Here is a 12,072-nt window from a genome sequence, read left to right as displayed (position 1 = left end):
TGAAGATGAAACCTCCAAGCCTTTTGGTTATCGTGCTGAACTACCGCACCGCCGAGATGACCCTGCGCGCCGCCGAAGCCGCACTGGCCGATCTGCCCGCGCAGGACGTAGCGCGCGCGGAACTGGTGATCGTCGACAATGACAGCGGCGACGGCTCCGCAGCGCTGCTGGAACAGGCAATCGCCCAGCGCGGTTGGGGGGCGGGCCACCGGGTGCGGCTGATCCGTGCGTCTCGCAACGGCGGCTTTGGTGCAGGCAACAATATCGCGATGCGGGCGGGCATGTCAGACGGCAGCGCGCCGGATTTTGTGCATGTAGTGAACTCGGACGCTTTCCTTGATCCGGGCTGTATCTCGGCCCTGCTTTCGCATCTGCAAGCCAACCCACAGGCCGGCATCGTCGGCAGCCATGTGCGCGGCGAGGATGATTTGCCACACACCACCGCCTTTCGGTTTCCTACTATCGCCGGGGAGTTCGAAGGGGCCGCGCGGCTCGGTCCGGTCACGCGGTTGCTAAAGTCCCATGTGGTCGCTCCGCCGCTGCCGAGCCAGGCTGCGCAGGTCGATTGGGTCGCCGGGGCCAGTGTGATGCTGCGCGGGGAAATGTTGCGTGAAATCGGTCTTTTTGATGAAGGCTACTTTCTCTATTTCGAAGAAACCGACCTTTGCCTACGCGCCGCCCGCGCGGGCTGGCATTGCTGGTATCTGCCGCAAGCGCGCTGTGTGCACGTCGGTTCGGTTTCCACAGGGATGAAAGACTGGCAGCGCATGCCGCGTTACTGGTTCGACAGCCGCCATCGCTATTTCGCCAAGAACCACGGGCGCGCCTATGCGTTGCTCGCGCTGCTCGCCCGCCTTTCGGGCACCGGATTGCACCATCTGCGTTGTCTGCTGACCAAACGCAGGCCGGAAGAAGCCCCCGGCTTTGCCCGCGACCTGCTGGCCCATGCGCTCACCCGCAAACGCCACCGCCCTCATACCACCACGACCCGCCGCCCCGCCACGGAGGACCACTCATGACCGCTGCTTTCCAGACCGCGCCTCTTGCGACTCTACTCATGGGCGACGAATCCCTCACGATTGCCTGCGGCGACATGCTGCTGGCCGGGGGGCACCAGATCGCTGCTGTTGTGGCGCGCGACGCTGCCGTGCGCGATTGGGCGACGGGGCAGGGCCTTGTGGTGCATCCCGACACCGGCAGCCTCTTGGACATGCCGGTCGAGGCTGATTGGCTGCTCAGCATCGCCAACCTGCGGTTGATCCCGGATGCGGTGCTGTCCCTACCGCGGCGCGGCGCGATCAATTTTCACGACGGCCCCCTGCCGCGCTACGCCGGGCTGAACACACCGGCGTGGGCGATCATCAATGGCGAGGCGCAGCATGGTGTCAGCTGGCATCTGATTGAAGGCGGTGTCGATACCGGCGATTTGCTGGCACAGCGTGCCGTCGAGATTGCTGAAGATGAGACCGCCTTTAGCCTGAACTCGAAATGCTACGCCGCCGGGATGGAAAGTTTCAGCGAGGTGCTGGCGCAGTTGGAAAGCGGCGAGTTGACCCCCACGCCGCAGGACCTCAGTCAACGCAGCTATTTCGCGCGGGCCAAACGACCCGAGAACGGCGGGGTGATTGATTTCACCCAGAACGCAAAGGCGATTGAGGCATTGGTCCGCGGGCTTGATTTCGGGGAGTACTGGAACCCTCTGGGCATGCCAAAGGTGATGACGGCGAAGGGGCAGTTTTTGACGGTCGGGCGGGCTGAGGTTTTGCCCGGGACCGGAGGCACGCCCGGCAGCGTTATTGAAGTCACGCAGGACAGGCTCGTAGTCGCAGCGGGCGAAGGCGGTGTAGCTGTCTCAGGGCTGCGAGATCTTTCGCGCAACCAGTTGGACCTCACGAACCTTTTTACCCCCGGCGATATTTTGACCTCAAACACCGGGCCATTACCTGATCCGGCGGAAGAGGCGCATTGGCGGAAAGCACTCTCGGGATTTGATCCAGCGCCCGTACCTCTTGCGAAACCGGCGGGCGAAGACGCCGACATTCAGTCTCTGCCGATTGCCTTGCCCAAGGAGTTGACCCGACAGCAGCAAATCGCCGCAATCGCTCTCGTTGCACTGCGGAGCGCCGGGTTGGAAACGGGCGGATTGGCCCTCGCTCGGAGTTCGGTATCCGCGCCATTGGTTGCGGATTGGCTGCCTTTACAGGTCAGCGCCGCGGCAAGAACCCAGACCAAGGATTTAATTGCAGAACTTGCGCCGCAAATCAGCCGCGCAGAAACGTCGACCGGCTTCGCCATCGACCTGCCTCTGCGTGATCCGGCATTGCAGGGGTTCGAAACACCCGACTTCGCGATCAGCTTGACCGACCAACCGCTGCAAGGCGCAGCCATGACCTTGTGCCTGTCCGGGGACGGTGCGCGCTTGGTCTATGACGCGAACCGGATCGACCAGAATACCCGCGATCTTTTGGCAGCCCGTTTGGCAGCGGCCTTCAAAGCGATCAATACCGCTGAGACCTGTGCCGATGTATGGGCACTGCCAGACGCGGAAAACAACCGCCTTTCCCAGATAAACGACACCACCCGCAGGCATGAGGCGATGCCCATCCACGCGGCGTTTGAAGCACAAGTCGCCGCCACGCCAGAGGCCACTGCGCTGGTCTTTGAAAGCGAGACCCTTAGCTATGCTGCGCTTAACGTCCGTGCCAACCGTCTGGCGCATGTGCTGCGCGATATGGGCGCGGGGCCGGGGGTGCCGGTGGCGCTTTGCACGACACGTAGGGTGGATCTGCTGGTGGGCGCTCTGGGCATTCTCAAGGCCGGGGCCGCCTATGTTCCGCTAGATCCCGGCTACCCCGCAGATCGCCTCGCGCATTACCTCACTGATAGTGGCGCGCCGATCGTGGTGACGCAAAGCGCGCTGGCAAACAGCTTGCCCTCGCATAAGGCGCAAGTGCTGGAGATCGACCGCGCGCCCGCGCTAGCGGATGCTCCGGATAACAACCCGACACATACCGCTGGGAACGACGATCTGGCCTATCTGATCTACACCTCCGGCTCGACCGGCACGCCCAAGGGGGTGATGGTCAGCCACGGCAATGTCGCGAATTTCTTTGCCGGGATGGACGACCGGATCGACCATGATGCGGGCGCGGTCTGGCTTGCCGTGACGAGCCTTAGCTTCGACATCTCTGTGCTGGAACTGTTCTGGACCCTCGCGCGCGGCTTCAAACTGGTACTCGCAGGCGATGACAGCCGGGCGCTGATGTCCAACGGGCCGATTGCCACCAGCGACCGCAAGATCGACTTTAACCTATTTTACTGGGGCAACGACGATGGCGTGGGGCCCAAGAAATACGAACTCCTGCTGGAAGGGGCCAAGTTCGCCGATGCCAATGGCTTCAATGCCGTCTGGACGCCCGAGCGGCACTTCCATGCCTTTGGTGGCCCATACCCAAACCCTTCGGTCACCGGTGCGGCCGTTGCGGCGGTGACGCAAAGCCTCGACGTGCGCGCAGGCTCCTGCGTGGCGCCGCTGCACCATCCGGCGCGGATCGCCGAAGAATGGGCGGTGATTGACAACCTTACCAACGGGCGCGTCGGACTGGCGATTGCCAGCGGCTGGCAGCCGGACGACTTTGTCCTACGCCCCGAGAACACGCCGCCACAGAACAAACCCGCGATGTATGACGCGATCGACCAGTTGCGCCAACTCTGGGCCGGGGAGCCGGTAGAGTTCCCTCGTGCCGACGGAACGCCTCATGCGGTCGTCACCCAGCCGCGCCCCGTCTCTAAGGTGCTGCCAATCTGGGTCACCACGGCGGGCAACCCGCTGACGTGGAAAGAAGCGGGGGAGATCGGGGCCAATGTGCTGACCCACCTGCTTGGCCAGTCGGTCGATGAGGTCGCGGACAAAATCAAGATCTACCACGATGCCCTACGCGCGGCGGGCCATGATCCCGCAGATCACAAGGTCACCGTGATGCTGCACAGCTATCTGGCCGAGACCCGCGCCGAGGCCGAAGACGTCGCGCGGGAGCCGATGAAGGATTACCTGCGCTCGGCAGCGGGGCTGATCAAGCAATATGCTTGGGCTTTCCCCGCCTTCAAGAAGCCAGCAGGGGCAAGCAATCCGTTTGAGATCGACCTCGAAGAGCTGTCGCCCGAGGAAATGGACGCGATCCTCGAATTCGCGTTCCAGCGCTACTTCAACGACAGCGGCATGTTCGGCACGGTGGAGGACGGGCTTGCACGTACAGAACAGCTCAAGCGCATCGGTGTGGATGAGATCGCCTGTCTGATCGACTATGGCATTCCGACAGATAAGGTTCTGGCGGGGTTGCAGCCGCTGGCCGAGGTGCTGCGTCGCGCGAATGCGGGCGGGCAACCGGCAGAGGACGATCACTCTATCGCCGCCCAGATCATCCGCCACGGCGTGACCCACCTTCAGTGCACGCCATCGATGGCGCAGATGATGGTGATGAATGACGAGGCACGCGGAGCGTTGGCGCGGGTGCGGTCGCTTATGATTGGCGGTGAGGCCCTGCCGGGCACGCTGTTATGCGCTTTGCGCGATGCCACGGACGCCCGGATACAGAATATGTATGGGCCGACGGAGACGACGATCTGGTCCACCACCCATATGCTCGACGGCACCGAAGGCACCACCGCGCCCATCGGCACGCCGATTGCCAATACGCAGGTCCATGTGCTCGACGCTGACCGACAACCGCTGCCCATAGGCGCGGCGGGGGAATTGTGGATTGGCGGGCAGGGGGTAACGCAGGGCTATTGGCAGCGGCCTGAGTTGACCGCTGATCGTTTCATCGCCGATCCAACGGGGGCCGGGCGGCTCTATGGCACCGGTGATCTGGTGCGGATGGATGCAAATGGCGTGCTGCATTTCGAAGGCCGCGCGGACGCGCAGGTCAAGATTCGCGGGCACCGGATTGAACTGGGCGAGGTGGAAATCCGGCTTGCCGAACTGCCCGGCGTGACACAGGCGGTTGCGGTTCTGCGCAACGATGGCACGGGGCAGAGCGGTGCGCAGTTGGTGGGCTATGTGGTGGCCGAGGCCGAAGTCGATGGTGAGTCGGCACGGCGTCATCTCGCGACGCATCTGCCCCACATCATGGTGCCGCAGGCGATTGTAACTCTGTCCGCTATGCCGCTGACACCGAATAAGAAAATTGATCGCAAGGCGCTGCCTGCGCCGATGAAACGCGCGACGCCACGCCCTTCGAATGCCTCTGAGAATGAGGCAAAGTCAGCGAGCGGCAGTGCCGCGCGGATCGCAGAAGTTTGGTCGGGCTTGTTGGGCGTCAGCGATATTCGCGGCGAGGATAATTTCTTTGCGCTCGGCGGGCATTCCTTGCTGGCCGTGCAAGCGCACCGTGACATCAAGGTCGCCTTGGGACTGAACGCGCTGTCAATCACCGACATCTTCCGCTTCCCGACCCTTGCGGCCCTCTCTGCGCATGTGGACGGTCTGACCGGAGCGCCAGCGACACCGGAACCCATCGTGGCCGAAACGCCTGCGCGCAGCGAGACTATGTCAAAGCGCCGCCTGATGCGGGCGAACCGCGGACGCGGCTGATGGCTGAGGAAGAGATCGCGGCTGCGGTCCGCGGGCTCTTTGACCCGTCTGTCGGGGTCGCCGTCAGAAGACTGGATGCCACCCATTCGCCGCTTCTGCCGGGCGAGGCCGCGCATCTGTCTCGGGCGCGGCCTGCGCGCATAGCCGAGTTTACCGCCGGTCGGACTGCGGCGCGGAAGGCAATGGAGGCGCTTGGCGTTGACCCGCAACCTGTGCTGATGGCCTCCGACCGTGCGCCGATCTGGCCTGAGGGGCTGGTTGGCTCGATCAGCCACAGCGCCACATGGTGCATCGCGGTGCTGGCGCGAAAAGGTGATTTCGTGTCCTTGGGGGTCGATATCGAAGAGGATAGCCCGCTTCCCAATGACCTCGCCGGGGAAATCTGCAGCCCCACAGAGCTGGCTCACGCGGCAGGTTGGAGCAATGGGGCCACGCGCATCTTTTGCGCCAAGGAGGCCGGGTATAAGGCGCAATACCCGCTCACAGGCGCGCTTTTCGGCTTTGACCGATTTGCCGTTCAATTGAACGACGATCACAGCTTCGATGCACGATTTACCCAAGCGACCAAAGGGTTTAGACGCGGCGATAACCTGCCGGGGCGTATCCTTTCGGTGGCGGGCCACCTTGTCAGCGGGGTGGCGATTGGGCAGATTGCAGCGAAAGGAGCTTGATCTCATGGTCGCATTAACACGCCGCCTGTTTCTCGGCGGAGCCGCATTGGCCAGCCTCGGCGGAGGCACTTGGCTATTTCGCGGGGCGCGGCTGCGCGAACGGGCGGATGCCGTCTATGCGACCCCCTTGGCTGCGCCCTCAGCGCCGATGGAGGTGTATCATCTGGGCCATTCACTGGTGGGGCGCGACATGCCTGCGATGCTCGCGCAGATGGTCGGGGAGGGGCATGATTATCACAGCCAGATCGGCTGGGGCACGTCCTTGCGCGACCATTGGGAGCCCGAGGTGCCGATCAAGGGGTTTGAGCGCGAGAACGGCCACCCGCAGCACCGCCCGGCGCGTGCCGCCATCGGGTCGGGGCGTTATGATGCGGTGGTGTTGACCGAGATGGTCGAGATTGCGGACGCCATCCGCTATCACGACAGCGCCGACTACCTTGCCCGTTGGGCCAATTTGGCGCGCGATGCCAATCCGGATACACGCGTCTATCTCTACGAGACATGGCACCATACCGACGACGGTAATGGCTGGCTCAATCGGATCGACCGCGATCTCGATAAATACTGGCGCGGGCAGGTCCTTTACCCGGCGCTGCATAAGGGCGATGTACCGATTCATTTGATCCCGGCCGGGCAGGTCATGGCGGCCTTTGTGCGCGCAGTGGATGCCGCGGGGGGCGTTGGCGGAATTATCAGCCTGCATGACCTTTTCACCCGCAATGACAAGGGCCGCCCGGACACGATCCACTTTAACGATCAGGGCGCCTATCTGGTGGCGCTGACCCATTATGCCACGCTCTATCATCGCGACCCGCGCGGCCTGCCGCATCAGTTGAACAAAGCAGACGGCACCCCCGCCAAAACGCCGAGCGCCGAGGCAGCGCGGTTGATGCAAGAGGTGGTCTGGGACGTGGTGCGCGCCCATCCCGACACCGGGGTCGCGGCGTGAGCGGCCTCGGCGGGCTGCTTTCGGTCCTGATGGTGGGCCACAGCCTGTTCGGCCAAACCGGCCCTGACATGTTGCAAGAAGCGCTGCGCGCCGGTCGTGGCAAAGGCGAGGTGCGCGCGCAGATCATCAACGGCGCACCCTTGCGTTATAATTGGGAGGAATCGGACAAGGCAGAAGGCGTCGATGCCCGCTCGGTACTGCCAGAGGGCGGGACCACACATTTGATCCTGACCGAAGCCATTCCGCTCGCAAACCACACCCGCTGGTCGGATACCGAAGTCTATGCGCAGGCGTTCTTTGGCCTCGCGGCCGCCGCCAACCCCACGGTCAAAGTCTATCTGCAAGAGACATGGCATTCGCTGAAGAGCGGTAGCGGTGAGGCGGTAGAACATGACGCGCAGGCGGATATCCCTTGGCGCCAACGTCTCGACGAAGACCTGCCTGCATGGGAGAGCATTGTAGATGCGGTCGCGCGCGGGCGGACGTCTGACAGTGCGAGCGTCTCATTGATCCCTGCCGGTCAGGCGATGGCGCGGCTTTATGATGAAATCGCAGCGGATCGGATACCGGAGCTACGGGGCATAGATGCGCTCTTTGCCGATGACATTCACCTCAATGACCTGGGCCATTACTTCGTTGCGATGGTGCAATATGCCACCCTTACGAAGAGCGATCCGCTGGGATTGCCGACAGACTTCAGCGACGGCTGGGGCAAAGCCTTCGACACGCCAAGCCCGGAACTCGCCCGACATTTGCAGCGGGTCGCTTGGGCCGCTGTGCGCGATTATCAGGGCGGGGCCGTGGTTCCCGTGCCACCGCCGGCGCCAGTGCGGCTGAGTGCCTCGGAGCAAAGCGCGCCTGTTGCTCCCAACGCTCCCCCGCCAGCGCCAGCTTTGCCGGACCCGATAGCGGCGGACAGCCTTCCGACTGTGCCCGCGGCTCCGAAAAGCGCAGAGAATGATGCGGCGCCCGCTCAGGCGGACAAACCGGCCCGACCGTTTGCGATTACAGCACCTCCGGACGCCGTGCCGGGCACAACGGACCTCGGCATTGGTCTTGCCGCCATCGCCGACTGGAGCACGCAGCAGCCGTTTCTCGACCTGATGAAGACCGCGCGTCCGTGGCTTGGCCACCTCGCAGGACGCTTTGGCGGTATGGAATACGAAGAACTGCTGGCCGGTGGATATCTCGACGCCGAAGGCTGGCCGGTCAAAATGCCGCGCAAGCTGGGCAGTATCGGGACACTGATCTTGACCGACATGCCCGAAGCCGCGACCTCCCTCAAAGGGCGCTACGTCCTGCGTTTCGAGGGCAGCGGGATTATCGAGGTCACGGGCCGGGCGCAGAACGTCCGCTACGGCAAGAACACGGTAAGTTTTGACTACACGCCGGGGCCGGGCAGCGTGGACATTCGCATCCAGCGGATCAACAGCAAAAACCCGCCGCGCAATATCACCGTGCTGCGTGAGGACCGTATCGCAGCCTATGACAGTGGCGCCCAGTTCAACCCGGATTGGACCCGGCATCTGGAAAACATGGACGTGCTGCGCTTCATGGACTGGATGATGACCAACAACAGTCCGATCTCGGCCTGGAAGGATCGCCCGCGGCCTGAGGACGTTACCTATGCGCTGCGCGGCGTACCGGTCGAAGTGATGGTTTCGCTGGCCAATGAACTGGGGATCGACCCATGGTTCAACCTGCCGCATCTTGCACAGGACGACTATGTCACCCGCTTTGCCGATCACGTGAAGGACGCGCTTTCGCCGCGGCTCACCGCGCATGTGGAATATTCAAATGAGGTTTGGAATTGGCAATTCACCCAGACTGCTTGGGCCGACGAGCAGGCGCAGGCTCGGTGGGACGAGGCCGAAAAGGGGATGCAGTTCTACGGTGTTCGAGCCGCTGAGGTAGCCAAACTTTGGACCGAGGTGTTTGGGAATGAGGCTGAGACCCGGTTGCGCAATGTGATTTCCACTCAGACAGGGTGGTTGGGGCTGGAGACCGAAGCGCTCGAAGCACCGCTCTTCGTCGCGGAGACAGCGGGCAACCAACCCCCGGTGGAAGCCTTCGATGCCTATGCGGTCACGGGCTATTTCGGGGGCGTGCTGGGGTTGGAGGATCGTGGCGAGATGGTGCACGGCTGGCTGAATGACAGCGCCGCCCAAGCGCGGGCAGAGGGTGAGGCAGACGGGCTGAGCGGTGAAGGGTTAGAAGCCCATATCGCCGCGCACCGCTTTGACGCTGCCGCAGCGCTTGCGGAGAAGGAATTGCGAAATGGCGCGGTCAGCGGTGATGCGAACGATACGCTGGCGGATCTGATTGGGCGCGTCTGGCCCTACCACGCAGCGGTAGCCCGCGCGCATGACCTTGATCTGGTAATGTACGAAGGCGGAAGCCATGTGGTTGGCCTCGGCGCGCAGGTGGATGACGATGCGCTTACGGCTTTTTTCCATCATCTTAACTACGCGCCGGAAATGGGGGCACTTTACGCCGATCTTTTGGCGGGCTGGCAGGCTGTAGGCGGGCAGCTCTTTACCCATTACTCTGACGTTTATACCCCGACGAAGTGGGGGGCTTGGGGCGCGCTGCGCCATCTCGATGACGACAACCCGCGCTGGCAGGCTTTGCAGACATGGGAGTAGCGCCGGGCGGGAAACCTCGGGTCAGCGTCATCCTCCCGGCCCATAATGAAGCGGCGTGGCTGCCGGAGTGTTTGCGCGCGTTGCTGCGGTCTGAGCCCGTCGCCGGGTCGGTCGAAGTGATCGTCGTCGCGAATGGGTGCAGCGATGAGACAGCGCAACTGGCGCGCGGCTTTGCGGAGGAGTTCGCGGCGCGAAGCTGGGGGTTGCAGGTGATCGAACTGCGAGAGGGCAGCAAACTCGGCGCTCTTAACGCGGGGGAGGCGGCGGCTTCGGGGGCGGTGCTGGTCTATCTGGACGCCGACGTACTGGTCTCATCCCCGCTGATCGGGCAGCTGGCCGAGGCGCTCGACTGCGACACTCCGCGCTATGGCAGCGGAACACCACGCGTCACGACGGCGGGCAATTGGGTGACAAAACATTACACGCGGTTCTGGCAAACGACGCCTTTTATGACCCTCGGGGTGCCGGGCTTCGGCGTCTTCGCGATGAACCGTGCAGGGCGTGCGCGCTGGCAAGACTGGCCCGACATTATCTCTGACGACACATTCGCGCGGCTGAACTTTCGCCCCGAAGAACGGATCGCCGTGCCTGCCACCTACGACTGGCCCATGATCGAAGGTTTTGCCCCGCTGGTCCGGGTGCGGCGCAGGCAGGATATCGGGGTGCAGGAGGTTGAGACGCTATATCCCGATCTCATGCGCAACGATGATCCGCAAGACCGAGCGCAGCCTCTCTGGCGCCGGGCCATGGCAGATCCGCTGGGTTTTGTTGTCTTCATCTCAGTAAGGCTGGCAATTCGCTCACCGATCCTGCGCAGTTCGAACCGTTGGGCGCGGGGGCGTTAAACGTTCTTTGAGCGCGGCGCCTGCGCGGTTTGCATGTGCCGGGCCAACTTTCCGGCCTCATGAGCCACGTCATGACGCTCAAATACGCGCGTGCGGGCGGTCTGACCCATCTTGTCCAAGGTTAGTAGAGGTGCGTCGTGTAATGCTGCCATAGCTTCGGCCAGCGCGGTCACATCCCCGGCGGGCACCAGCCAGCCGGTTTGCCCCGGTTGCACCAGTTCAGGCGTGCCGGCGATATAGGTGGCGATGACGGGGCGGGCGGCGGCCATGGCTTCCATCACCACCATTGGTAGACCTTCGGCAAAGCTGGGCATGACGAGGCCATGTGAAGCGGCAAGCTCTGCCGTAACCCGCGCTTCATCGACCCAGCCGATCAGCGAAATGCACTCGGTCAGGCCATGGCGCGCGATCTCGGCCTCGATCTCGGCGCGCATTTCACCATCGCCGATCAGGGTGAGATGCAGATCCGGGTGGCTGTCGCCCAGCCGGGCCATTGCTGCCACGAGCGCCAATTGCCCCTTCTGTTCGACAAATCGACCGATGGAGACCACTCGCCGGGGGCCTTCCGGGAGCGCTGCTGTCGCAGGGAACTTCGCAGGTTCAATGCCGCAGTGCACGACCTTGATGCGCGGCCAGTCTTCGGGCGCGGCCCAGCGGCAGAGCTGGCTGCGCCCGAACTGGCTAATGGCCACGGTGAAGGCGGCGTGATGGATTTTGTCACCAAGCGACAAGGCGCGGGGGCTGTCGAACTCTTCGGGCCCGTGCACCGTGAAACTGTAGCGCGGCCCGCCGAGCAAATGGCAGAGCATCGCGACCATAGCCGCGTTGGTGCCAAAGTGGGCGTGCAGGTGTGTGACATCACTGCCTTTGAACTGCTCAGCCAAGTAGCATGCTTCGGCCAGATAGATCAGATGCCGGGTCAATCCGCTCTCTGCCCGCCGTGCCGCGCGCCAGACCTGACGCAGCGCCGTGCCAAAGCGCGAAGGGTTCTGTCTGAGAGTCTTAGCTGCTGCGGCAAGAAGCGCCCCTGCGCCCGCCTGCAACACATAATGCGTCTGCGCCTGCTCGGCTTTGTCCTGCGGATCGACCAGCGCCACATCCGGACCGCGCATGGCAAAACGGGTCACCACATGGCCCGCCGCTTCCAGCGCCGCAATCTCGCGTCGGATGAAAGAATGCGAGGGCTGCGGGTAGGTGTTAAGGATATAGGCGATCTGCACAGGCGGGCCTCGGGCTGGGGGCGTTAAACCTTGTTACCCGCCCGCTTGCCACTGGCACAAGGGCGCGCAAGCCATTAGTCTTGCGACAAGAATTGACAGAGGCGCGCGATCGGGTGTTTTCAAAGGTTTCCCATGCGGTGACGGGCAAT

General features: G+C 63.2%; 7 protein-coding genes. 6 read left to right on the top strand and 1 reads right to left on the bottom strand.

Annotated features, from left to right (window positions below):
* Window positions 1-5 precede the first annotated feature (5 nt).
* Genes BLS57_RS04750 through BLS57_RS04725 form a run of 6 tightly spaced genes read left to right on the top strand, consistent with a single transcriptional unit; the run spans window position 6 to window position 10,703 of the window.
* Window positions 6-1,019: a glycosyltransferase family 2 protein gene (locus tag BLS57_RS04750; RefSeq protein ID WP_093740322.1), complete on the top strand. Its 1,014-nt coding sequence runs from the start codon at window positions 6-8 to the stop codon at window positions 1,017-1,019.
* Complete coding sequence (locus BLS57_RS04745) at window positions 1,016-5,593, top strand: MupA/Atu3671 family FMN-dependent luciferase-like monooxygenase (RefSeq protein ID WP_093739703.1); 4,578 nt, start codon at window positions 1,016-1,018, stop codon at window positions 5,591-5,593. Before BLS57_RS04750 ends, BLS57_RS04745 begins: the two co-directional genes overlap by 4 nt.
* Window positions 5,593-6,264 (top strand): 4'-phosphopantetheinyl transferase family protein, encoded by a 672-nt coding sequence (locus BLS57_RS04740; RefSeq protein ID WP_093739701.1) that lies wholly within the window; start codon window positions 5,593-5,595, stop codon window positions 6,262-6,264. The genes BLS57_RS04745 and BLS57_RS04740 overlap by 1 nt, the downstream gene beginning before the upstream one ends.
* 4 nt (window positions 6,265-6,268) lie before the next feature.
* Window positions 6,269-7,213 (top strand): hypothetical protein, encoded by a 945-nt coding sequence (locus tag BLS57_RS04735; RefSeq protein ID WP_093739699.1) that lies wholly within the window; start codon window positions 6,269-6,271, stop codon window positions 7,211-7,213.
* Window positions 7,210-9,858 (top strand): hypothetical protein, encoded by a 2,649-nt coding sequence (locus BLS57_RS04730; protein ID WP_341868813.1) that lies wholly within the window; start codon window positions 7,210-7,212, stop codon window positions 9,856-9,858. The genes BLS57_RS04735 and BLS57_RS04730 overlap by 4 nt, the downstream gene beginning before the upstream one ends.
* Window positions 9,849-10,703, top strand: a complete 855-nt coding sequence (locus tag BLS57_RS04725; RefSeq protein WP_167356368.1) for a glycosyltransferase family 2 protein — start codon at window positions 9,849-9,851, stop codon at window positions 10,701-10,703. Before BLS57_RS04730 ends, BLS57_RS04725 begins: the two co-directional genes overlap by 10 nt.
* On the opposite strand, the gene BLS57_RS04720 is transcribed toward BLS57_RS04725, so the two are convergent.
* Window positions 10,700-11,923 carry a glycosyltransferase gene (locus tag BLS57_RS04720; RefSeq protein WP_093739697.1) on the bottom strand — a complete coding sequence of 408 codons (1,224 nt, stop codon included), beginning with the start codon at window positions 11,921-11,923 and terminating at the stop codon, window positions 10,700-10,702. The genes BLS57_RS04725 and BLS57_RS04720 overlap by 4 nt on opposite strands.
* Window positions 11,924-12,072: the final 149 nt, after the last annotated feature.

It is taken from the genome of Sulfitobacter delicatus (genome assembly GCF_900102535.1).
Lineage (GTDB): Bacteria > Pseudomonadota > Alphaproteobacteria > Rhodobacterales > Rhodobacteraceae > Sulfitobacter > Sulfitobacter delicatus.
This window is presented reverse-complemented; position numbering and strand designations above follow the sequence as displayed.